Source organism: Actinosynnema sp. ALI-1.44 (assembly GCF_001984155.1).
In the GTDB taxonomy this organism is placed as follows: Bacteria; Actinomycetota; Actinomycetes; order Mycobacteriales; family Pseudonocardiaceae; genus Kibdelosporangium.
Window position 1 is genome coordinate 384013 of record NZ_MTQO01000050.1, and the last position, 22812, is coordinate 406824.

24 protein-coding genes are annotated in these 22812 nt (G+C 67.5%); 17 read left to right on the forward strand and 7 right to left on the reverse strand.

Features of this window, described 5'->3' with window-relative positions; all coding sequences use genetic code 11:
• Nucleotides 1–34 precede the first annotated feature (34 nt).
• The 12 genes from ALI144C_RS34240 (at nt 35) to ALI144C_RS34295 (ending at nt 12389) form a co-directional block, all read left to right on the forward strand.
• On the forward strand, nt 35–547 hold the full coding sequence (locus tag ALI144C_RS34240; RefSeq protein WP_076991329.1) for a hypothetical protein: 513 nt from the start codon (nt 35–37) through the stop codon (nt 545–547).
• 161 nt (nt 548–708) lie between these two features.
• Nucleotides 709–2355 (forward strand): ABC transporter family substrate-binding protein, encoded by a 1647-nt coding sequence (locus ALI144C_RS34245; RefSeq protein WP_076991330.1) that lies wholly within the window; start codon nt 709–711, stop codon nt 2353–2355.
• A 242-nt stretch (nt 2356–2597) separates the two neighbouring features.
• On the forward strand, nt 2598–4418 hold the full coding sequence (locus ALI144C_RS34250; RefSeq protein ID WP_076991331.1) for an ABC transporter family substrate-binding protein: 1821 nt from the start codon (nt 2598–2600) through the stop codon (nt 4416–4418).
• Nucleotides 4419–4563: 145 nt separating this feature from the next.
• A complete protein-coding gene (locus ALI144C_RS34255; protein ID WP_076991332.1) occupies nt 4564–5562 on the forward strand; it encodes an ABC transporter permease in 999 nt (332 codons plus the stop codon).
• Nucleotides 5555–6493 carry an ABC transporter permease gene (locus ALI144C_RS34260; protein WP_076991333.1) on the forward strand — a complete coding sequence of 313 codons (939 nt, stop codon included), beginning with the start codon at nt 5555–5557 and terminating at the stop codon, nt 6491–6493. The genes ALI144C_RS34255 and ALI144C_RS34260 overlap by 8 nt, the downstream gene beginning before the upstream one ends.
• Complete coding sequence (locus ALI144C_RS34265) at nt 6490–7677, forward strand: ABC transporter ATP-binding protein (RefSeq protein WP_076991334.1); 1188 nt, start codon at nt 6490–6492, stop codon at nt 7675–7677. The genes ALI144C_RS34260 and ALI144C_RS34265 overlap by 4 nt, the downstream gene beginning before the upstream one ends.
• Nucleotides 7674–8708 carry an ABC transporter ATP-binding protein gene (locus ALI144C_RS34270; RefSeq protein ID WP_076991335.1) on the forward strand — a complete coding sequence of 345 codons (1035 nt, stop codon included), beginning with the start codon at nt 7674–7676 and terminating at the stop codon, nt 8706–8708. The genes ALI144C_RS34265 and ALI144C_RS34270 overlap by 4 nt, the downstream gene beginning before the upstream one ends.
• A 28-nt stretch (nt 8709–8736) precedes the next feature.
• Nucleotides 8737–9582 (forward strand): N-acetyl-1-D-myo-inositol-2-amino-2-deoxy-alpha-D-glucopyranoside deacetylase, encoded by an 846-nt coding sequence (mshB, locus tag ALI144C_RS34275; protein ID WP_193441244.1) that lies wholly within the window; start codon nt 8737–8739, stop codon nt 9580–9582.
• Nucleotides 9579–9986: a hypothetical protein gene (locus tag ALI144C_RS34280; RefSeq protein ID WP_076991337.1), complete on the forward strand. Its 408-nt coding sequence runs from the start codon at nt 9579–9581 to the stop codon at nt 9984–9986. Before mshB ends, ALI144C_RS34280 begins: the two co-directional genes overlap by 4 nt.
• 49 nt (nt 9987–10035) lie before the next feature.
• Nucleotides 10036–10872 carry a helix-turn-helix transcriptional regulator gene (locus ALI144C_RS34285; protein ID WP_076991338.1) on the forward strand — a complete coding sequence of 279 codons (837 nt, stop codon included), beginning with the start codon at nt 10036–10038 and terminating at the stop codon, nt 10870–10872.
• A gap of 5 nt (nt 10873–10877) precedes the next feature.
• Nucleotides 10878–11600, forward strand: a complete 723-nt coding sequence (locus tag ALI144C_RS34290) for an MBL fold metallo-hydrolase (protein WP_076991548.1) — start codon at nt 10878–10880, stop codon at nt 11598–11600.
• A gap of 3 nt (nt 11601–11603) precedes the next feature.
• Nucleotides 11604–12389, forward strand: a complete 786-nt coding sequence (locus ALI144C_RS34295) for a hypothetical protein (protein WP_076991339.1) — start codon at nt 11604–11606, stop codon at nt 12387–12389.
• Here the strand turns inward: ALI144C_RS34295 and ALI144C_RS34300 are convergent.
• A complete protein-coding gene (locus tag ALI144C_RS34300; RefSeq protein ID WP_076991340.1) occupies nt 12371–13096 on the reverse strand; it encodes a GNAT family N-acetyltransferase in 726 nt (241 codons plus the stop codon). The genes ALI144C_RS34295 and ALI144C_RS34300 overlap by 19 nt on opposite strands.
• 155 nt (nt 13097–13251) lie before the next feature.
• Between ALI144C_RS34300 and fdxA the strand changes: the two genes are divergently transcribed.
• Nucleotides 13252–13578: a ferredoxin gene (gene fdxA, locus ALI144C_RS34305; RefSeq protein WP_076991341.1), complete on the forward strand. Its 327-nt coding sequence runs from the start codon at nt 13252–13254 to the stop codon at nt 13576–13578.
• Entirely contained in the window at nt 13578–14663 is a 1086-nt protein-coding gene (dapC, locus tag ALI144C_RS34310) for a succinyldiaminopimelate transaminase (protein WP_076991549.1), read from the forward strand. Before fdxA ends, dapC begins: the two co-directional genes overlap by 1 nt.
• 40 nt (nt 14664–14703) lie before the next feature.
• On the opposite strand, the gene ALI144C_RS34315 is transcribed toward dapC, so the two are convergent.
• From ALI144C_RS34315 to ALI144C_RS55860, 4 genes are read right to left on the reverse strand one after another with little or no spacing between them, the layout of a single operon-like run.
• Nucleotides 14704–15642 (reverse strand): CHAD domain-containing protein, encoded by a 939-nt coding sequence (locus ALI144C_RS34315; protein WP_237774455.1) that lies wholly within the window; start codon nt 15640–15642, stop codon nt 14704–14706.
• 40 nt (nt 15643–15682) lie between these two features.
• On the reverse strand, nt 15683–16660 hold the full coding sequence (dapD, locus tag ALI144C_RS34320) for a 2,3,4,5-tetrahydropyridine-2,6-dicarboxylate N-succinyltransferase (RefSeq protein ID WP_083753629.1): 978 nt from the start codon (nt 16658–16660) through the stop codon (nt 15683–15685).
• Between the two features lie 24 nt (nt 16661–16684).
• Nucleotides 16685–17116, reverse strand: a complete 432-nt coding sequence (locus ALI144C_RS34325) for a PIN domain-containing protein (RefSeq protein WP_168211417.1) — start codon at nt 17114–17116, stop codon at nt 16685–16687.
• Nucleotides 17113–17418: a DUF6364 family protein gene (locus tag ALI144C_RS55860; RefSeq protein ID WP_076991343.1), complete on the reverse strand. Its 306-nt coding sequence runs from the start codon at nt 17416–17418 to the stop codon at nt 17113–17115. Before ALI144C_RS55860 ends, ALI144C_RS34325 begins: the two co-directional genes overlap by 4 nt.
• An 87-nt stretch (nt 17419–17505) precedes the next feature.
• On the opposite strand from ALI144C_RS55860, the gene dapE reads away from it, so the two are divergent.
• The 3 genes from dapE to ALI144C_RS34345 all read left to right on the forward strand — a co-directional run bounded on the left by dapE (nt 17506) and on the right by ALI144C_RS34345 (nt 19953).
• A complete protein-coding gene (dapE, locus tag ALI144C_RS34335) occupies nt 17506–18576 on the forward strand; it encodes a succinyl-diaminopimelate desuccinylase (protein WP_076991344.1) in 1071 nt (356 codons plus the stop codon).
• 79 nt (nt 18577–18655) lie between these two features.
• Nucleotides 18656–19417 carry a TIGR00730 family Rossman fold protein gene (locus ALI144C_RS34340; protein ID WP_237774456.1) on the forward strand — a complete coding sequence of 254 codons (762 nt, stop codon included), beginning with the start codon at nt 18656–18658 and terminating at the stop codon, nt 19415–19417.
• Nucleotides 19399–19953, forward strand: coding sequence for a TIGR00730 family Rossman fold protein (locus ALI144C_RS34345; protein WP_076991345.1), 555 nt, complete (start codon nt 19399–19401; stop codon nt 19951–19953). The genes ALI144C_RS34340 and ALI144C_RS34345 overlap by 19 nt, the downstream gene beginning before the upstream one ends.
• Nucleotides 19954–20367: 414 nt before the next feature.
• Here ALI144C_RS34345 and ALI144C_RS34350 read toward each other — a convergent pair whose 3' ends face one another.
• Both ALI144C_RS34350 and ALI144C_RS34355 read right to left on the reverse strand, forming a co-directional pair.
• Nucleotides 20368–21831 carry a Dyp-type peroxidase gene (locus tag ALI144C_RS34350; protein WP_076991346.1) on the reverse strand — a complete coding sequence of 488 codons (1464 nt, stop codon included), beginning with the start codon at nt 21829–21831 and terminating at the stop codon, nt 20368–20370.
• 228 nt (nt 21832–22059) lie between these two features.
• Nucleotides 22060–22728 (reverse strand): lysophospholipid acyltransferase family protein, encoded by a 669-nt coding sequence (locus ALI144C_RS34355; RefSeq protein WP_076991347.1) that lies wholly within the window; start codon nt 22726–22728, stop codon nt 22060–22062.
• Nucleotides 22729–22812: the final 84 nt, after the last annotated feature.

Genomic DNA, 22812 nt, shown 5'->3' on the forward strand with positions numbered 1-22812 from the left:
GCCGACACGGTCGCCGGGAGGAAGCGAGGGGCCCTTGATCAGCAGGATGACGGTGCCGTTGGCCATCGTCCTCGTACTCGCCGGTTGCTCTGGGCAGCCCGAGAACCAGGCGCCGCAACCGACGGTGACGACGTCCACGACTTCCAGCACACCGGTGACGACGACAGCCGCGACAACGACGGCTGTCGTCGACCGGACGGCTCGCGTCTGCGAACTGGTGGACGCCGCCGCTTTCAGCCACCTCTTCGCGCAGGGCATGGCGATCGGCCGCTACAAGGACGGCGCCCAACTGCGGACGGCGACTGCCGGGTTGTACGAGGATTTCGCCGCGCGGCTCGGTTCGATAGCCAACCACGCCGAAGGCGCGCTGCGCACGGCGCTGATCGAGTGGGCCGCCACCAGCACCGAAGTCGGCCAGTACGTCGCCAAGACGAAGCCGAAACGCGGCATCGTGATCGAGTACGGCCCCGCGCACCCGCGGTCGCAGGCGGCGGAGAAAGCGGCCGAGGCAGTCTGCGGTCATGATCTGCCGAAGCTCAACCAGTAGTCCGCAAAGGATCCGCCCGCGAAGGTTCACATCGGGACCTGGTGTTTTCCGTCATGCCGCGAAATGCGGTGTTCGCCCTACACGAGCGGCCATGAGCTGGGAAACTCGCGTGCGTGGGTTCTTGGACAATGGCATCCTCTGCCTCAAGGGGGTGTCGAGCCATGCGAATGGCCGTCGCGGTGGTTGCTGCTGTGGCGGTGCTTTCCGCCTGCTCGAACACGCCTCCACCGCCGGTTGTCGGCACGGTCGCGCCGAGGCCGTCGGCCGCCGCGGCCAAGCCCGGCGAGATCGTCGTCGGTGTCGACAGCATCACTGGGGGTTACAACCCGCACGCGCTGGCCGACCAGTCCACGATCACCACCGCGCTGTCCACCCTGTTGCTGCCGAGCGCCTTCCGCACGGCGCCGGACGGCAGCCCGCAGCTTGACCGGACCCTGATGGTCTCGGCCGACGTCACCAAGAACGAGCCGTACACCGTCACCTACCGGATCAGGGGCGACGCCGCCTGGTCGGACGGCGCGCCGATCGCCGCCGAGGACTTCCTCTACCTGCGTGCGCAGATGCGCGACGAGCCCGGTGCCGTCGACTCCGCGGGGTACCGGCTGATCACCGACATCAAGTCCGAGGACAGCGGCAAGGTCGTCCAGGTCACCTTCGCCAGCCCGTACCCGGGCTGGCGGTCGCTGTTCTCGTCGCTGCTGCCCGCCCACCTGCTCAAGGACGCCCCCGGCGGCTGGGATCAGGTGCTGGAGAGCGGTTACCCGGCCACCGCCGGGCCGTTCTCGATCAAGCAGTTGGACATGCCGCGCGGTGAGATCGTGCTCGAACGCAACGAGCGGTACTGGGAGCAGCCCGCGGTCGCCGACCGTGTGACGCTGCGCCGAGCCGACCCGGCTGGCCTGACCGACGCCCTGCGTACCGGCCATGACCAGTTGGTCGTGGCGAGAACGGACGCGGGTGGCGTCGCCATGCTCCAGTCGCTCGGCGACAAGGTCGTGGTGAAGGCGGCGCCACGGCCGAGCGTGGTCAGCCTGTTCCTCCGGCCGGCCGGCCCCGACCTCGCGGACGACCGCGTGCGCACCGCGCTGGTGAACCTGATCGACCGGGACGAGGTCATCAAGGTCGGCAGCGGCGGCGGCCCGAGCACACGGGCGGACTCGCTCGTCCTCGCGCCGTCACAGTCCGGATACGCCCCCACTGGCCCGCTGCCGCAAAATCAGGCCGCGGCGCAGCAACTGCTCACCCAAGCCGGTTACTCGCTCATATCGGGCATCTGGGTACGAGAAGGACGCCCTCTGGCGGTGACGCTGGGTGCCCCGACCGACCGGGAGCCGTACCTGTCGGTCGCCAAGGAGGTCCAGCGGCAACTCGTCGCCGCGGGTGTCCAGGTCACGATGACCACCCAGACCACCGACCAGCTGATGCGCTCCGGCGGTACGGACAAGGGCCCGAACATCCTGGTCGGTCCGCGACCGGTCGGCGACAACCCGGCGGCCGTGCTGGCCTCGGTCTACGGGTGCACACCGGCGAACACCGCCGACCCGAAAACAGCCCTGCCCGGCAACGTCGTCGGGTTCTGCGACCAGAGCCTGCAGCCGACCATCGACGCCGCGCTCAACGGCTCGAAGTCATTGGCCGAGGCTATCGGCATCGTCGAACCCCGGCTATGGCGCCAAGCGGTCGCCTTACCGCTGTTCCAGTTGGCCGATTCGGTTGCCGCCCGAGCGGAATTGACAACGGGTGACCTGACCGCGCCGCTGAACGCCCCGTTCGCGTCAGCGGTCCGGTGGCAACGCAAGCAGAATTAGCTCTCCGTGGTTGTCCGGTTTCGAAATAGTGCCAGCGGGTAACGGATGGGTTGCCGACTGCTATCGACGTGTCACCCTTTGGTCACGATCGGACCGGCATTGGTGACCCACGACCTTTTGACTTCCTAGCGTTCCTCCGCAGTGCGCGGCTCACGGCAGTTGAGCGCGTCTTACAGTCTGGGTGCTTCTCAAGCGACAGATCGGCTTGTGGAGACGACCCTGTGCTAGGAGGGCACGTGTCAATGAGGAGATCAAAGGCAGTCTCCGCGATTGCGCTGTTCGCCGCGGCGAGCATGGTGCTCGGGGCCTGCGGCTCCGGGTCGGACAGCTCGAGCGGTGGCGGGGCCACCGAGCAGAACGCGAAGCCGGGTGAGATCGGCGGGCAGGACAAGATCTACAAGCGCCCCCAGGTTCCCGACCTCGGCACCATCACCACGGTGACCGAGGAGAACTTCCACGACTACAACAACCTGATCGGCGCGACCAACAACGCCTCGAACCTGCTCATGACGGTGGCCACGCTGCCGTCGCCGTACATCGGCGTGTTCGAGAACGGCCAGTTCCTCCAGCAGATCGACGGCGACCTGATGGAGTCGGTCAAGGTCACGTCCACCAGCCCGCAGGTCGTGGAGTACAAGTTCCAGAAGGCTGCCGTCTGGGATGACGGCGCCCCGATCGGCTGCAAGGACATCTACCTGCAGTTCCTGACCCGCGGCAAGGACACCGGCAAGAAGTTCGACTCGTCGACCGCCGGGTACGAGGACATCAAGGAGGTCAAGTGCTCCGATGACCTCAAGACCGCCACGCTGACCTTCGACAAGCCGGTCGCCGACTACCGCGGCCTGTTCTCGTTCACCAACAACGACGCCCTGCTGCCCGCGCACATCCTCGAGAAGCAGACGGGCGTCGCGGACATCACCAAGCTCACACGCACCAGCCCGGAGCTGGTGGCGGACAAGGTCGTGAAGTTCTACACCGAGGGCTGGCTGGGCTACAAGAAGGACATCGGCCCGTCGGCCGGTCCGTTCAAGATCGAGAGCACCGACCTGCGCGACGAGCTCGTGCTGGTGCGCAACGACAAGTACTGGGGCGCGAAGTCCGGCCCGGCGAAGGTGATCGTCCGCACGAACACCAACGCGCAGTCCGCGTCGCAGCAGCTGCAGAACAAGGAAGTCCAGTCGATCGACGTGCAGGCTGACGGCCCGACGGCCATCCAGCTCAAGAACATCCCGTCGGTGAAGGTCTTCGCCCAGGGCGGCCAGACCTACGAGCACATCGACTTCAACATGTCGCGTCCGCTGTTCAAGGACAACCCCGAGGTCCGCCAGGCCGTCGCGACCTGCATCGACCGCAACGCCATCGTCGACAACCTGGTCAAGGACATCGACCCGAACGCCAAGCCGCTCGGCAACTTCGTCTTCATGCCGAACGAGGCCGGGTACGAGGACCACTACCAGGGCATCGGTGAGGGCAAGGTCGCGGACGCCAAGAAGCTGCTCGAGGACAAGGGCTGGAAGCTCGGCGCCGACGGCGTCTACGCCAAGGGCGGCACCCGCGCGGAGTTCACCCTCGGCTACAAGACGGTCGACCGCCGCCACAAGACCTGGCAGCTCGTCGCCCAGAAGTGCAAGGAAGCCGGCATCCAGATCAACTCCGGCCAGAAGGACCAGTTCAACGCCGACGACCTGCCCGCCAGCGCCTTCGACGCGGCACTGTTCGCCTGGGTCGGCGGCCTGACCAAGTCCAGCGCGTTCCAGAACTACCAGACCAAGGAAAAGGGCGGTAACGCCAACTACAACCTGTACTCCAACCCGGAGGTCGACCGCATTTGGGCGGAGGCCAACAGCAACCTCGACTTCGCGGCTCGCACGAAGCAGCTCAACGAGGTCGACAAGCTGATGGCCAAGGACATGCACTCGATCCCGCTGTTCCAGCTGCCGGACTTCACCGCCTCCGATTCGTCCATTGGTGTGACGGGTCCGGACGGCAAGGTCGGCGACATCTCCTACCTGAACTTCCAGGGTGGGCAGACTTGGAACCTTTGGGCCTGGACCAAGCGGTAGTGACAGCTTTCTAATGCTGAACCGGGCTTGATGGGGGCCGGTGCGCGGGCTGTGTCGAACCACGGCTCGCCGCACCGGCCCTGCTCACGTTCAAGTTCATGGCTACCCTGCTACCGCTGGGAGCCGGGCCCTAGGAGTAAGCGAAGTGTTCCGTTACATCGTGCGGCGGATCCTGATCACGATTCCGCTGCTGCTCGTCGGCTCGTTTCTGGTGTTCGCGCTCGTGCAGGGCATGGGTGACCCGCTCGGAGAGTGGAAACTCCAGAAACCGCGAACGCCGGACGAGATCGCGCTCGCATACGAGCGCTCGGGTTACAACGACCCGTTCCTTGAGCGTTATGTGAACTGGGTAGGCGGGTTCGTCCAGGGCGACTGGGGAACGACCGTCATTCCCGGTTCCGGCTCGAAGGATGTTCAGAACGAGGTACTCAACGGCCTGTGGGTCACGTTCCGCCTGGTCATCGGTGCGGAGATCCTCGCGCTGTTGATCGGCATGGCGGTGGGGGTGATCGGTGCCGTCCGCCAGTACTCGATCTTCGACTACTCGGCGACGAGCGTGGCGTTCGTGCTCTTCTCGATGCCGGTGTTCTGCACCGGCCTGATGCTCAAGAGCGCCGCGATCCCCTTCAACAACTTCCTCGAGTCCATCGGCATGAACAGATGGATCACCACAGCCGGGCCGCCGCCGGGCGGCTTCTCAGGCAGCCTGGGAAACCAGATCACCCAGTACATCGGTACGTTCATGCTGCCGACGATCGCTCTGGTCGCGCTCCAGTTCGCGCTCTACAGCCGGTTCCAGCGGGCGTCGATGCTGGATGTGCTCGGCCAGGACTACGTGCGCACGGCACAGGCCAAGGGCCTGTCGCAGGGGCGGGTGGTCTTCCGGCACGCCTTCCGCAACGGCCTGATCCCGGTCGTGACGGTGTTCGCGGTCAACTTCGGCCAGCTCGTCGGCGGGGCGGTGATCACCGAAACGGTGTTCAACTGGTCCGGGATGGGCAAGCTGCTGATCCGCAGCATCTACGAGAAAGAGCCGTACATGGTGCTTGGTGTGGTCATGCTGACGGCGATCGGCATCGTCATATCCAACCTCATCGCCGACATCTTGTACGCACGCCTCGACCCGAGGATTCGCCTTGGCTGACACCACTACCACCACGACCGCGGCGGCGAGCGGCATCGAGATCGCCAAGCCCCGCAAGCAATGGCAGGTCGTCCTGCGCCGGTTCTTCCGGCACAAGGCGGCCATCGCCGGGCTGATCATCTTCGCGCTGCTCGTCCTGGTCGCGATCTTCGGTCCGATGCTGTGGAAGTACGCGGCATCGGACCTCAACCTCGGCCGCTACAAGTCCCCGAGCGCCGACCACCCGTTCGGCACCGGGCAGATCGGTGACGACCTGTTCGCCAAGGTGCTCAGCGGTACCGGCTTCTCGATGCAGATCGCGATCGTCGCCGCGTTGGTCAACACCATCGTCGGCGTCGTGCTCGGCGCGATCGCCGGTTACTACCGCGGCTGGGTCGACAGCGCCGTCTCGCGGTTGACCGACCTCGTGCTGATGATCCCGACCTTCCTCATCGCCGCGGTGCTGTCGCGCAGCACGTTCTCCACCGCGGAGATCGCCAGCGGCGGCGGGTCGAGCAACTGGCTGCAGGTGGCCATCATCCTCGGCTTCACCAACTGGATGATCGTCGCGCGGACGGTCCGGGGCATGGTGCTCTCGCTGCGGGAGAAGGAGTTCGTCGAGGCCGCCAAGGCGCTCGGCGGCGGCCCCGGCCGAGTGATCTTCAAGCACATCCTGCCCAACACGATGGACGTGGTGATCGTCAACGCCACGATCTGCGTCGCGCAGGCGGTGCTGCTCGAGTCCGCGCTGTCGTTCGTCGGGCTCGGCGTCCAGTACCCGGACACGTCGCTCGGCCTGCTGATCAGCGAGAACCAGAACGAGTTGCTGGTGCATCCGTGGCTGTTCTACTTCCCGTTCATCTTCATCGTGCTGATCTCGCTGTCGGTCAACTTCATCGGTGACGGCCTGCGTGACGCGTTCGACCCACGGCAGAAGAGGGTGCGGGCATGAGTGACTTCACAGACTTCGGCGACACCGCGCTCAAGGGTGCGCAGCCGGAGGACCGGGCCACCGGTGGCCTGCTCGAGGTCACCGACCTCTCGGTGGACTTCAACACCGAGGACGGCGCCGTGCACGCGGTGCGCAACGTGTCGTTCTCCTTGGGCCAGCGGGAAGTTCTCGGCATCGTCGGCGAGTCGGGTTCCGGCAAGTCGGTGTCGTCGATGGCGATCATGGGGTTGCTTCCCAAGACCGCCAAGGTGACCGGCTCGATCAAGTTCCAGGGTGAGGAACTCGTCGGCCTGACCTACAAGCAGATGCGGGGTTACCGCGGCAACAAGATCGCCATGATCTTCCAGGATCCGATGACTTCGCTCAACCCGGTTTTCACGGTCGGCTACCAGCTGGCCGAGGCATACCGGGCGCACCACGCCGTCTCCAAGGCGGCGGCGTGGTCCAAGGCGGTGGAGACCCTCGCCCTGGTGGGCATCCCGCAGCCGGACCGGCGGGCGAAGCAGTACCCGCACGAGTTCTCCGGCGGTATGCGCCAGCGCGCGGTGATCGGCATGTCGATCATCAACGATCCTGAGCTGATCATCGCCGACGAGCCGACCACCGCGCTCGACGTGACCGTGCAGGCGCAGATCCTCGAGACGCTGCTGAACATCCGCGACGAGACCAACGCCGCGATCGTGATGATCACCCACGACCTGGGTGTCGTCGCGGGCATGGTCGACCGCGTGCAGGTGATGTACGGCGGCACAGTGGTGGAGACCGGAGGCGTGCACGACGTCTTCGAGTCGCCGAGGATGCCGTACACCGTCGGCCTGCTCGGTTCCATCCCCAACCCGGCACTGCTGGGCAGGCGGCTCACCCCGATCAAGGGCGCGCCGCCGTCGCTGATGAACCTGCCGAGCGGGTGCGTGTTCTCGCCCCGCTGCCCGATCGTCACGGACGAGTGCCACTCCGGTGAGCCCCCGCTCGTGCAGACGGGCAACGACGCGCACAAGGCACGCTGCATCCGGTGGGAGCACCTCGCCGGGATCGACGACCCGCAGCGGCTCTTCGCCACCGACGAGATCGGTGTCGTGGAGAACCCGGCCGCCCTCGTGGCGGAGGCACCGGACCTGGTGCAGGTCGAGGATCTGGCCGACGTGGAGAAGCGGCTGGACGAGCAGCGGGCGGAGGACGCATGAGCGCACAGGCGCTTGAAGTGAAGAAGGACACGGGCACCGCACCCCTGCTCGAGGTCGACGACCTGGTCAAGACGTTCCCGGTGCGCGGCGGTGGGATCATCCCGCGCACGGTCGGCCAGGTGCACGCCGTGTCGGGTGTGAGCTTCTCGTTGGCCGAAGGCGAAACGCTCGGCCTTGTCGGTGAGTCCGGCTGTGGCAAGTCCACGACCGGCCGTGCCGTGCTGCAACTGCACAAGCCCACATCGGGCTCGGTGAAGTTCGACGGCAAGGAACTGACCACGTTGGGCACCCGCGACATGCGCGCGGTCCGCCGGGACATGCAGATCGTGTTCCAGGACCCGTACGCGTCGCTGAACCCGCGCTGGCAGATCAACGACATCGTGTCGGAGCCGTTCAACATCCACGGCTTCCAGGGGTCGGACGCGGAGCGCCAGCAGCGGGTGGACGAGCTGCTCGAGCTCGTCGGCCTCAACCCGGAGCACCGCAACCGCTACGGCCACGAGTTCTCCGGCGGTCAGCGGCAGCGCATCGGCATCGCCCGCGCGCTGGCGCTCAACCCCCGGATGGTCGTCCTGGACGAGCCGGTGTCCGCGTTGGACGTCTCGGTGCAGGCCGGTGTGGTCAACCTGCTGGAGGAGCTGCAGGAACGCTTCAACCTGGCGTACCTGTTCGTGGCGCACGACCTGTCCGTGGTGCGGCACATCTCACACCGCGTGGCCGTGATGTACCTGGGCAAGATCGTCGAGATCGGGCCGAGGGAGGACATCTACAACCGGCCGACCCACCCGTACACGCAGGCGCTGCTGTCCGCCGTGCCGGTGCCCGACCCGCGCCAGGAGCGGGAACGGCAGCGGATCGTGCTCACCGGTGACGTGCCCAGCCCGGTCAACCCGCCGTCGGGCTGCCGGTTCCGGACACGCTGCTGGAAGGCGCAGGACATCTGCTCGCAGGAGGAACCACCGCTGGTCCCGCACGGTTCGGGCGGTCTGGCCTCGGCGTGTCACTTCGCTGAGGAACGCCAGGTGCTCTGACCTGAGTGGCGTTCCATAGGCTGGTGTCGTGATGCTGACTGCTCCGCCGAGGCTGCTGCTGGTCCACGCCCACCCGGACGACGAGAGTCTCTGGACAGGCGGGACCATCGCGAAGTACGCGGCCAACGGTGCCCATGTCACCCTCGTGACCTGCACGCTGGGCGAGGAGGGCGAGATCATCCCCGATGGTCTCGCCCTCCTGGCTGCCGGCGAGTCCGACCAGCTCGGCGGCTACCGCAACGGCGAGCTGCGGGCGGCGTGCGCGGCGCTCGGCGTCGTCGACCACCGGTACCTCGGCGGGATCGGCCGCTGGCGTGACTCCGGAATGGTCGGTGTGCCGTCCAACCAGCACTCGAGGGCCTTCATCAACGGTGACTTCACCGAGCAGGCCGAGCAGCTGCTGGCGATCCTGCGGGAGGTCAAGCCGGACGTCGTCGTCACGTACGGACCGGACGGCGGGTACGGCCACCCCGACCACATCCGTGCGCACGAAGTCACCACCGTGGCTTGTGCACAGGCCGATGTCCGCCGGGTCTTCCACGTGGTGACGTCCGAGCGGGCCACGAACGCGGGCGTGGCCGAACTGGCCGCGGTCGCCGACCTGCCGTACCGGCTGCCGGAGCCGGGCGAACTCCCGGTCACGCCGGACGACGAGATCACCACGGTCGTGCCGATCGCCGACCACCTCGACGCGAAACTGCGCGCGTTGCGGGCACACCAGACCCAGGTCACCGTTTGGCAGGACGACTCGGGCTCGTCGTGCTACGCGTTGTCGAACGACATCGCGCAGCCGATCGTCGGCCACGAGTACTACATCCTGGCCAGCGGCAGGCCGGACGGCGCCGATGCGGACCTGTTCGGCGGGCTCGGATGACCCCGGGCAACGCGCTGAGGCTGCTCGGCCTGCTCGTGGGCAGCTTCGTCCTCGCCGTCGTGGAGTTGCTGTACCTGCCGTTGCGGTTCGACGGCACGATGCTGCCGATGATCGGTGACAGCCTCGTGTTCCCGATCTCCGCCGTGGTCGCGGCGGTGACGATGCCGTGGCTGGTCAAGGCGGCAGGCAGGATCTCACCACGGGTGCTGGTGGCCGGTTCGCCGTTGTGGGTGTGGCTGCTGTGCGTGCTCGTCTCGGCGTTTCCCGGGCCCGGCGGTGACGTCGTGCTGATCGGCGACTGGCGGGCGTTGCTGCTGCTCGGCTGTGGCGCGTTGAGCGGCGCGGTGACGTTGGGCAGCCTGCTCGGCCAGGCGCAGGCCAGGAAATTTTCCCGGCAGGCCTAGGCACCAGGCCTCTGCGGAACCGGGCCGCGGCCAGGCCAGGCTCGATCCCATGACGTCGACGGGGCTGGTGGAGACTGCCCGCGCGGGGGACCTCGACGCGCTGGGGGAGCGGGTTTCGGACGTGGTGGGGCGGTCGATCCGGCACGACGGCTACTACCTGCAGGGGCTCGATCCGTCGGGGATCGAGTCGTTCGGCGTGGGGTCGCTCGGTCCCGGCGCTCATCGATTGCGGATTCCGTTGGTGAGCGGGAGACGCCGGTACGGACTGCTCACCCTGTGGCGGCATGACGAAGAGTTCGAAACGACTCCGGTGCCGTTCGGCCGGACCTTCGCGCCGGTGTTGCGTGAGTACGTCACGTCGGCCGCTTTGGCGCGGTCCGCTCGCCCGTTGCCGCCGGGAGTGCTTGTGGTCGGCCGGGATCGCGTCACCGCGATGAGCGCGGAAGCGCGGGCGTGGCTGGCGGCGATTCCACATTGGACGAAATGGGAGCGTGGCGCGCTGCCGCGCGTGGCGATCCGGCAGCTGTCGAAGGCGGCCCGGCTTGCCCTGGTGGACAAGCGGAAGCCTCGTGCGGTCACGTGTGTGCCGGCGGCGCGGTGCGGCCAGTGGGTCGAGATCCACGGCCAGGTGCTGGCCGACGACCTGACGCTGATCATCCGTCCGGCCAGCGGCGCGCGGCTGGTGTCGTCGTTGAGCTGGTGGTACGGGATCACGCCGCGTGAGCGCCAGGTGCTGGACCTGGTGTGCGAGGGCGGTTCGGCGAAACGGATCGCGCGGGTGCTCGAACTGTCGACGCACACCGTGAACGAGTACCTCCAGTCGATCTACCGCAAGACCCGCTCGAGCGGCCGGGACGAACTGGTCGCCCTGCTTCTGCAAGGGTGAACGCCATGCGCATCACCGTTCTCGGAAGTTGTGGGGCGTGGCCGGAACCCGGCCGGGCGTGCAGTGGCTTCCTGGTCGAGCACGACGGTTTCCGGCTGGTGCTGGACATGGGGTTCGGCGTGGCGTCCCGGCTGTTCGAGGTGTGCCCGGCCTCGTCGGTCGACGCGGTCGCGGTGACACACGAGCATCCCGATCACTGCGTCGACCTGAACGCGTTGCTGCGAGCCAGGTACTACGCCGACGCGCCACGGATTCCCTTGTACTGCACGCCGGGTGTTGTGCGCAGGCTCAGCGTGGTCGAGCCGCGGCCGCCGCTGTCGGACGCGTTCGACATCTTCGACCTGCCGGGCGCGTACCGGGTGGGCCCGTTCGAGCTGACCGGGATCGCGTTGCCGCACCACGTGCCGAACTCGGGGATCCGGCTGGTCACGCGGGACACGGTGTTGGCGTACACCGGTGACACCGGTCCGGTTCCGGCGTTGGTGGAGCTGGCGAGGGACGCGGACGTGTTCATCTCGGAAGCGACGCTCACCGAGCCCCAGGACGAGCCGCGCACGCTGATGAGCGCACGGGAGGCCGGGGAGGTGGCCGCCCGCGCCGGCGCGAAACGCCTGTTGCTGACACATTTCTGGCCGGGGAGCGACCGTGCGGCCGCGGTCGAGCGGGCAGCGGCGGTCTTTTCGGGTGATATCGCTGCGGCTTCCGAAGGCATGGAACTACGCTGCTGAGCTGTGGCAGAGGCGATCACCGATCAGCACGTGGCCGTTGTCCTGCGCGTGTTCGTGCGCAGGTGCGACCCGATGGTGCACCGTCTGCGAGATGACGGTGAACCGGTCGAAGTGGACGAAACAGACCCGGATGTCGATCGGTCCATCGTGGACAAGGTCAAGTCCGTCGTCGCCAGCATCAAGCGGCCGGGCATGAAGGGCTGGGGCCAGCTGCCGATCGACGAGCGCGTGGACTGGTGGATCAGCCGCGTCGGCCGGTTCACCTCACTGCTGGCCTCGGTGACCGGCCTGGCCGGGGTGTGGGGCGACCGGCTGCCGCTGCAGGACATGCTCGGCTCGGCGAGCCAGGGGCTGCTGTTGTGCGCCATCGCTTCCGAACGCGGCGTGGACGACATCGGCGTGAAGGTCCGGCTGCTCGCCTCGATCCTGTTCGACCGCGACATCGACATGCAGACCGCGCGGGGCAAGGGCGACGCGGCCGCCGACGAGGAGATGGTCGCCAAGCTGACCGAGGACCAGGACGGCCCCCCGGTCGAGGAGGTCGAGGAACCGGTCAAGGGCAGGAAGTTCGGCGTCAAGGCCGGGTTCAAGTGGCTGTGGCGGCAGGCCAGGATCCTCTTCTCCATCACCGGTGAGCTGGAGAAACGCCCGCAGGGCCGCTTCTACCACAAGGCAGTGGGCATGCTGCCCGTCGTCGGCATGGCCGGTGACTACCTCGGCGAGCGCTCAGCGTTGAAACGCGCCGCCAAACGCGGCAGCAAGTGGCTGACTCAGCAGGGGATCCAGTAGCGGTAGCGGTGGTGTTCGGTGCACCCGAACCCCTCGTAGAGACGGATCGCGGGGTCGTTGTGCTCTGCGACCTGCAACGCCTGCCGCGTGGCGCCCTTGGCGTGCGCCCACGCGTAGAGCGTCTTGAGCAACCCGACGGCCAGCCCTTGCCGCCGGTACGCCGGTCGCACGGCCAAGCGAGCCACGTGCAGCAGGTCGCCCACCACAGCGCCACGCACCGCCGCGACAACCTGACCGTCGCGTTCGAGCACGCCGTAGCCAACGCCCGGGGCCGAGGACAGCACGTGCCGCTGGGCGGCGGTCGGCTGATCGGACCCGGCCGTGAGCTCCCACCACTGAGTTGACGGAGTGTCGTCGACACGTGCGCCCTCATGTTCGCCTGGAGCGAGTGGTCCGGTCATCACGAGTGATTCCGCGCCTCCCGGGTGGTCCAGGTGGACCCTCCACCCCAGTCGGCCGATCACGGAGTCCAGCACTGTGCCGATCACCACGTGCGCCGTCGGCGCGATGCCGTTGCGCTCGGCGAAACCCGCCGACCTGCGCAGCGCGGTCGGCACGTCGACACCGGGATCTCCGCAGGTCAAGGTGCTGTTGGCGCGCCCGGTGAACCCGCCTGCCGCCCGCATTCGCCAGTCGCCGAGCGGCTCGTCCACCAGGGCGGGCCAGGCCTGCGCGCAGTCGTGCTCCAAGCGGGTGACAACGTCCATGCCGCGATTGTGCAGCGTGGTGCCCTTCCGCCTTGCTGAGATCCTTGTCACCCTCTGACACCGGTTAGTCGTCGGGGGCATGGACGGGGGATACTTGCGATTAACGCGTCTTCCCGAACGCGCGTGTACCAGGTTTCACAAAGGAGCAGAGCACCGTGACCTACGTCATCGCCGAGCCCTGCGTCGACTTGCTCGACAAGGCGTGCATCGAGGAGTGCCCGGTCGACTGTATTTACGAGGGCGACCGGATGCTCTACATCCACCCTGACGAGTGCGTCGACTGCGGTGCCTGCGAGCCGGTCTGTCCGGTGGAGGCCATCTACTACGAGGACGACGTCCCCGATCAGTGGAAGGACTACACCAAGGCCAACGTCGACTTCTTCGACGAGCTCGGTTCGCCGGGCGGGGCGTCGAAGGTCGGTAAGGTCGCCGCCGACCCGCAGTGGATCAAGGACCTGGAACAGCGCGAGACCGAGCATTGATCACGGGTCTGCCCGACTTCCCGTGGGACTCGCTCGCGGGTCCCACGGCCAAGGCTCGTGAGCACCGCGACGGCGTGGTCGACCTCTCGGTCGGCACACCCGTCGACCCGGTGCCCGAGAAGATCAGGGCAGCACTCGCAGCGGTGTCGGATCGTGCCGGATACCCCACCACACACGGCACACCGGAACTGCGTGCGGCGGCGGTCCAGGCGCTGAGCCGCCGTTTCGACGTCGACACGGTCACGGCGAAGGACATCCTGCCGACGATCGGGTCGAAGGAGCTGGTCGCCTGGCTGCCGACGCTGCTGGGCACGAGCCCGGGGTCGATCGTCGTGATCCCGGAGCTGGCGTACCCGACGTACGAGGTCGGCGCCCTGCTCGCCGGGGCGGCGGTGGTGCGCACGGACGGCCTGACAGCACTGGGCCCGCAGAAGCCGTCGATCATCTGGCTGAACTCGCCGTCGAACCCGACGGGCCGTGTGCTCCCGGTCGCCCACCTGCGCAAGGTGGTCACCTGGGCGCGGGAACGCGGCGCGACGGTGATCTCGGACGAGTGCTACCTGTCCCTCGGCTGGGACACGGAGCCCGTGTCCGTGCTGCACCCCTCGGTGAACGAGGGCAGCACCCAGGGGCTCCTGGCGGTGCACTCGCTGTCGAAGTCGTCGAGCTTGGCCGGGTACCGAGCGGGGTTCGTCACGGGGGACCCGGCGCTGGTGGCCGGTCTGCTGTCGGTCCGCAAGCACGCGGGGATGATCGTGCCCCGGCCGGTCCAGGAAGCCATGACGGCGGCCCTGTCCGACGACGACCACGTCAAGGTGCAGAAGGAGCGGTACCGCGTGAGGCGGGACGTGCTGAAGGCGGCGCTGACCGAGGCGGGTTTCAAGATCGACCACTCCGAGGCGGGCCTGTACCTGTGGGCCACGCGCGGCGAGGACGCATGGCAGACCGTGTCGTGGTTCGCCGACCGCGGCGTCCTGGTCGCGCCCGGGACGATCTACGGCCCCACGGGTTCGCAGCACGTTCGGGTGGCCCTGACCGCGACGGACGAGCGGGTGGCAGCCGCGGCGGCCCGGCTCACTGCGTGATCTCCTGAGCCGTGTCCCGCGTGGGCACGGCCCAGTTGTGTCAGCCGGTTTTGCGGTTGAACTCGGCGGCGAAGGCCGCGACCGCGTCCCACCTGTCTCGCCACTGTGACCGGTAGGCGAGGCGGCGGGCGTGTTCGCGTTCGACGAGGCGTCCGGCGACGAAGATCACGGCGGCGTCGTCCTGGCCTTGCAGCAGGCGGCGGATGGTCTCCTCCGCGACGGCCGCGTCCTGGTGCTCGCCGAGGACTTCCTGGAACGCCTTGGTGGCCTTGATCAGCTGCTTGACCGGTTCCTTCCCGGCGGGCCCGACCAGTTCGGCGGCGTAACGCAAACGCTTGCCCTTGATTCGTAGGGCGTGCAGCTGCTCGTCGACCGGGTCGTCGCCCATGGCCGCCACGGCCTTGAACAGCTTGCGGTACGGGCGGTAGATGACGCTGACCACCGCGTTGTCCACCACCCGGTCCGCACTGTCCGAAGTGGTCTGCGGGGCGGACGCCGTGGCCGCGGCCAGCGACGTCAGCAGCGCGGTGTAGCGCTTGGTGCGCAACGCGGCCAGCATCCGGCGCCGTGCCGCCTTCCGCTCCGCGACCAGCCCGCCGAGCAGGCGCTCGACCGCAGCTCGTTCCTCGTCGTCGAACCCGGCCGCTTCCGCTCGCAGCCGGTCGAGCTGCACGTCGATGTCGCGCACCCGGCCGAGCGCGTTGCCCAGCCACTTGAGTTCGACCTGCAGCGGAGACACCACGTCGCCGAGCCCGGCGCCGTCCGCGTTGACCGCTGCGCGGAGGCGCCGGATGGTGACGCGCATCTGGTGCAGGTCCTCCGGGTCCACTCCGGACTTGGTGCCCGCCTCGTGCGCGAGGAGCGCCCGCAGCTGACTGTCCAGCCGCACGCGAACGTGAACGGCTGGCGGGTCCTTGCGACGGGCCGTAACCGGCTCAGGCGGCAGCCCCAGGTCCACGGGCGTCAGAGAAGTGGTCACACCATGAATCTTAAGTGAACGAAATGCCTGTTTCCGCCGGTCAGTCGTTGGCGTGCAGTGCTTCGTTCAGGTGAATACCGGACCCGCTGCGCTCGACGACCTCGACGGTCCCGGTGCTGGAGTTGCGCCTGAACAGCAGGTTGCTCGCACCGGACAGGTCGCGCGCCTTGACCAGCTTGCCGTCCGGCAGCTTGACCTTCGTCCCCGCGGTGACGTACAGGCCCGCCTCGACCACGCAGTCGTCGCCGAGCGAGATGCCGATCCCGGCGTTCGCACCGACCAGGCAGCGCTCACCGATCGTGATCATCTCCTTGCCACCGCCGGACAGCGTGCCCATGATCGACGCGCCGCCGCCGATGTCCGATCCGTCGCCGACGATGACGCCCTGGGAAACCCGGCCTTCGACCATCGACGAGCCCAGCGTGCCCGCGTTGAAGTTGACGAAGCCCTCGTGCATGACGGTGGTGCCGCTGGCCAGGTGCGCACCCAGCCGGACGCGGTCGGCGTCGGCGATCCGGACACCGCTCGGCACGACGTAGTCCACCATCCGCGGGAACTTGTCGATGCCGTGCACGGTCACCGCGCCACGCGCTCGCAGCGCCAACCGGGTCTCCGCGAAGTTCTCCACCGGGCACGGGCCGTGGTTGGTCCACACGACGTTGGCCAGCAGGCCGAAGACGCCGTCGAGGTTCAGGCTGTTGGGGGCGGCGAGCCGGGAGGACAGCAGGTGCAGCCGCAGGTAGACGTCGTAGGCGTCGTGGGGTGGCTCGGCCAGCGCGCTGATCCCGGTCCGGACCGCGATGATCTCGACGCCACGGGCGTTGTCCGGCCCCAGCATCGCGGACACGCCGTTGCCGAGTTCCTCGGCGGCCTCCATCTCGGACAGGTGCTGCGTCCCTGGCGCGGGCGCGTCCCCCAGCTTGGGCTTGGGGAACCAGCAGTCCAGAACGGTGCCATCAGTGGTGACTGTCGCAAGACCGACGCCGTAGGCGCCGCTCGACTCGGGGTTCGCGCTCACACGCAAACGGTAACCAACGATCGGTCAGCGTTCGACGAACGGGTTGCGGATCGTGAGGGACCCGAAGCGCTGACCGTCCTGCATGTCCTCCGACAGCAACGTCGTCGCCCCGCTCCGAAGCGCGCCCTCGATGACCAGCGCATCCCACCAGTTAAGTTGATAACGCTCGCACAGCGTGCTTGCCGTGACCAGTAATTGAGGATCGGTGTCCGTTGCGCACCATTCGCCGTAGGCCGCGACGACCTCGCGTGCTTTGTCATGTGACAGGTTGAGTTTGCGGGTGGCTGTCGAATAGAACTCTTGTAGGACCTGTGTGCTCAACGCTCCTGTGTCGGTATCCCACAGCTTGGCCAGAGTGGCCTGTGCGATCTCGCGCTTTGCCGGATCTCGTCCGTCATGGGCGTAGACCAGGACGTTGGTGTCGATGAAGACCAGCTCAGGGATTGCGCCTGTCACTCGGTGGTTCCTTCGGCTTCCTTGCGGCGTTGCGCTTCTTCTTCGCGCGCGAGCGCGCGGTCGTTTATTTCCTCGCGAGTCCAGGTGATCAGCTCGCCTTCGCCAGGGCGTCGGCGATTGCCGATCTCTTCCATCAGGGCGAGGGCGCGGTATTTAGCTGCCTCGTAACGAGTTACTTCCTCTGTCATCTTGGTGAGCTCTTGCGCGAGCAAGGAGCTGACAGACGTTCCGCGCCGGGCTGCCAGCACCTTCGCCTGATCGATGACCTCTTCGTCTAATTGGACGGTGATGTTCCTCTTCATGGCCTAACGGTACCACGTGGATGTCACGTGCTCCACGTGGCCTCCACGTGCTCCACGTGAAACCCACGTGACGGGTAGCGTGCGGGTGTGACCGTTGAACTTGATCTCACTGCCGACCCGGTGGACCTGACCGCTGTCCTCGTCGACGTCCCGAGCGTCTCGGAGAACGAGGCCGACCTCGCCGACGCGGTGGAACGCGCCCTGCGCGCCCTCCGACACCTGGAAGTGACAAGGTCGGGCAACACGGTCATGGCGCGCACGAACCTCGGGCGCGAGCGGCGCGTGGTGTTCGCGGGCCACATCGACACGGTGCCGATCAACGACAACCTGCCGTCCCGGCGGGAAGGCGGGGTCCTGCACGGCTGCGGGACGGTCGACATGAAAGGCGGCGACGCGGTGATGCTGCACCTCGCCGCCACCATCACCGAGCCGCGCCACGACGTGACCTTCGTGTTCTACGACTGTGAGGAGATCGATGCGAGCCGCAACGGCCTCGGCCGGATCGAGCGGGGCGAGCTCAAGGACTGGCTGCTCGGCGACGTCGCCGTGGTGTGCGAACCGTCCAACGGCGTGATCGAGGCCGGGTGCCAGGGCACGATGCGCATCGAGATCCGCACGACCGGCAAACGCGCCCACACCGCCAGGGCGTGGATGGGCGTGAACGCGATCCACGCGCTCGGTGAGGCCCTGCGCAGGCTGGACGCCTACGAGCCGCGGATCGTGGAGATCGACGGCTGCACGTACCGCGAAGGACTGCAGGCGGTGAAGATCGACGGTGGCGTCGCGGGCAACGTGGTCCCCGACAGCGCCGTGCTCACGGTCAACCACCGCTTCGCGCCTGACCGGGACCTGGCCGCCGCCGAGAAGCACCTGCGTGAGGTCTTCGACGGTTTCGACGTGGCGGTCGTCGACCACGCTGCCGGGGCGCTGCCCGGGTTGCAGGCGCCTCCGGCCAAGGAACTCGTGGAAGCCGCCGGTGGCCAGCCGGTCGCCAAGCTGGGCTGGACGGACGTCGCCCGGTTCGCGGCGCTCGGCATGCCCGCGGTCAACTTCGGCCCCGGTGACCCGACGCTGGCGCACACCAAGGAGGAGCACGTGCACGTCCAGCAGATCAGCGACTGCGCACGTGTGCTGGCCCGCTGGCTGACCGGAGCGTGATCACCGTTGTTCAGGCGGTCACCGCGTCGAGGCGAACAAGTCACCGGTTGGGCAGGTGACCACAACTAGACTTGAGCTGGTGACGACGAACGAAGACCGCCCCAAGGAAAAGCAACGGGGCCCGGTGACCTTGCGCCGCGGGCGCAGCGAGGAGCCGACCACCACAGACCAGCGCCTGCTCGACTCACGTGGCCCGTCCGCGTGGGTGCACACGGACCCGTGGCGCGTGATGCGCATCCAGGCCGAGTTCGTCGAGGGATTCGGCGCGCTCGCCGAGGTGCCGCGCGCGGTGACCGTGTTCGGGTCCGCGCGCACTCCTCGTGACCACCCCGAATACGAGCTGGGCCGCAAGATCGGCGCGGCGCTGGCCGAAGCGGGCTTCGCGGCGCTGACCGGCGGTGGCCCCGGCACGATGGAGGCGGTGAACAGGGGCGCGTCCGAGGCGGGCGGCCTGTCGATCGGGCTCGGCATCGAGCTGCCGTTCGAGCAGGGCCTCAACCCGTGGGTCGACCTCGGCGTGAACTTCCGGTACTTCTTCGTCCGCAAGACGATGTTCATCAAGTACGCGCAGGCCTTCATCTGCCTGCCGGGTGGCTTCGGCACCCTCGACGAGCTGTTCGAGGCGCTGACCCTGGTGCAGACGAAGAAGGTCACGAAGTTCCCGATCGTGCTGTTCGGCAGCGACTACTGGGGTGGCCTGCACAGCTGGCTGCAGGACGTGGTGTTCAAGACGGGCAAGGTCGGCGAGAAGGACCTGGCGCTGATCCACGTGACCGACGACGTCGACGACGCGATCAGCGTGGTCGAGGACGCGTACCGCGCATGGGAGGAAGTCCACTAGTGCGGATCTGCGTGTTCTGCGGCTCCCAGCCGGGCCGCTCGCCCCGCTATGCCACGGCGGCGGCGGAAACGGGGAAACTGCTGGCGAAGCGCGGGATCACCCTGGTCTACGGCGGCGCGTCGGTCGGCACGATGGGCATCGTCGCCGACGCGGCGCTCGACGCGGGCGGCCAGGTGATCGGCGTGATCCCGACGAGCATGGTCGACAGGGAGCTGGCCCACCAGGGCCTCACCGAGCTGCACGTGGTCGGCAGCATGCACGAGCGCAAGGCGCTGATGGCCGAGCTGTCCGACGGGTTCCTGGCGCTGCCCGGGGGCGCCGGGACGCTGGACGAGCTGTTCGAGATCTGGACGTGGGCCCAGATCGGCCTGCACTCGAAGCCGATCGGGATCGTCGACACGGACGGCTTCTACCAGCCGCTGGTCGAGATGGTCGACCACATGGTCATCGAGGGGTTCATCCGGCCCGGGTACCGCGACTTCATCAGCGTCGACAGCGATCCCGCGGCGTTGCTGGACAAGTTCGCCGAACACTAGTTGTCACGACCGGAAGTCTGTCGAGGGTCTCGACGGCCCAGCTTCCCGCTGACCGTACCGGCCAAGGCGCCGGTACAACCCCGGTACCGGCCCCTTCGTCCGGCACTGCCCAGAAGAAATCTGGCTGGCGAAAACCTGGATCCGCCGAATACCCCCAACGAACTCCCGGTCGTAACCACTGGGAAAGGGCCCGGCGACCGCCGAGCCCTTTCCGTTTCGGTGAAGGTAACTCCGTCAAATCCAGTTGTCCACAACCGCCCGGTAACCCCCTTGGCCAGGCCTGCCGCCGGTAGACTGGAGCAGGGACGCCCCCCGGGTCGGGTGGGGGACTGCCTGGGGGTTTGTGTTCCATTCGAGCAGGGCTGCCGGGATGTCGGTCGCGGACTGCTGCTTCAGCGCTGTCACATGTCGCGGTCATCCTGCGAGACGGCGCAGCGTGCTGAGTGAAGGTGCGAAAGCATAAACTGTCCCCTCCGTTCGCACGAACTGTGCGAAATGCAGTTTCTTTCCCTCTGGTTTGGTGTCCAGCTTCAGATTCACGTCGCTGTCCTTGCCGATCACCGGGTCGTTTCCGGTGTCCGTCTGCAGGAAGTCGACGTTGTTGATCCACGCCTGCTGGAGGAACTCGAACTGGATGGCGAGGTCCGCCATGTAGGCGATGAAAACGAGGCCACGGTCGGCGTCCGGGCCGTGTCCCGCTCCGGCTGACGGGTCGAATGGCTGGCCGTACGGGATTCCCCTGCGGATGATGCGCCGCGTGTCGGCGTTGGTGAAGTCGCCGTCGATGCCGTCACGCGGGTTGGTCTTCCTGATGTGCGAGAAATGCGGTGTGGTGTGCCCTTCCGGGTCGGGCACATAACTGATCAGGTTGTCGTCCGGCGCGCCCGGTTTGGTCGGTGGCTCGGCGTTCGGGTTGTGCGCCACCGACGCGCCCGAACGCCACCTGCCGACCGCGCGGGCGGCCAGCCATTCTGTGCCGGTGCCGGGCGGCAGCTCGATCCCCTCCTTGTCGAGCTGCCGACGCGCGGCACCGGCCTGCGCCCACCAGGCGGGCACGTCCTGTGCCAGCCTTCGCACCACGTGGAACGACCCGTTGCGGGTCCATTCCGGCAGTGGGGGCGCGTCCCCGGTCAGCTTGGGATGGCCGACGACGAATTCGCCCGCTGGCAGGATCCGGGTGCCCGGTTTGCCGTCGACGTGGATCGGGTCGCGTGGATCGGGCCGATCGAAGCCGCGCACGCCGGGCTGGCTGACGCCGTCCTTGAACCCGAAGTGCTCGTGTCCCTTGGCTTCGCCCGGCAGGGTCGCGCCCACCTGCTCGAACGTGACCGTCAGCCCGGCGCGGGCCGCGGCGACACGCAGTTCGGACGCCCGGACCTCGAGCTTGGCCTGGTCGTCCGACGCGACCGTGAGCACGGCGTGCACCGGCTGGTCGGCACGGCCGAACAGCCACTGGTCCGGTGCGCTGTCGCCGTCGTCGCCGTTGATCTCCGCACGGGCGAACGCGCCCGACGCGAACGCCTCCACTCCCGGGGGCCGCTGGCCGGGAAACGGCTCAGCGCCCATCAGGAACTTCAGGCCCGCGTACGTCAGGCTCACGTTCACCCACGTCGCGCTCAGCGCTGCCGGATCGCTTCCCGCGAGGGTGTGCCTGGCCGCGCTGAACTCGGTGTTGAAGGCGGCGACCTGGCGGGTCGTCGCGATCTGCGGGATCAGCCTGCGCAGCCAATTCCGCACGGAGTCAAGATCGTCCGGGAACCGCAGGAGCAGGACCGTTTCATGATCCTTGCGAAAACCGGCGAGAATGTCGCCCTGGATGTCATCGGAATGGCGGAGCGGTAGTGCGCGGGCAGCCGCGTCCGCATCTTGGTCGCTCATTGAATCCCCCTGGATTCCCCCTGGTGCGGTGGACGGCTCCCCGTGCCGTCCCCTACTTCCAGTGAGCCCGAGCTGGGCGCCACCTTCAAGGCGATTCACTCGATTGGAGGAAAAAAGGACCAATTGGTCCGGTCTGCGGTCTACTCTCGGCAGTCGGATGCGAGGTGGAATCGTCCGATCTTGTGATGGCTATTCACAAGAACGGTCCAATAGGCTGTGGTATGAGGCTCAGGCCGCGTCCGGCAGCTTGTGGTAAACGTCGACGTATTCCTGGCCGGACAGTTCCATGATCGAATACATGATCTCGTCGGTCACCGCGCGGCGAATGGCTGGCGAGCCGGCCATTCCGTCATACCTGGAAAAGTCCAGCGCCTTGCCGATTCGGATCGTCACCCTGGCCGGACGGGGAAAGCGCTGGCCGGGCGGCTGGATCCGGTCGGTGCCGATCACGGCCATCGGCACGACGGGCACGCCGTTGCTGAGCGCGAGCTGGCCGACGCCGGTGTGCCCGCGGTGCAGCCGCAGGTCACGCGAGCGGGTGCCCTCCGGGTAGATCCCGAACACGTCGCCCTTGGCCAGGACCTTGCTCGCGATCTCGAGCGCGGCGATACCGGCGCGGGCCTGCCCGCGCTGCACGGGCACCTGGCCGATCGCACGCATGAACGCGGTGCGGACGCGGTGGTAGGGGGACTTGCCCTGGAAGTACTCCTCCTTGGCGAGGAAGTTCACCTGCCGCGGCACCACGAGCGGGATCAGGATGCTGTCGAACACCGACAGGTGGTTGCTCGCCAGGATCACCCCGCCGTCGGCCGGGATGTTCTCGACGCCTTCGACCTTCGGCCGGAACAGCACCTTCGCGATCACGGCGCACACAGCACGCAGCACGCGGTAGAACAAGGGGAGCCTCCTGCGGTGGGGGATGCATCTACTCTAAGGCGCCGATTGTCGAATCGATCCGCGCAGTAGGTAACTTCACTGGGT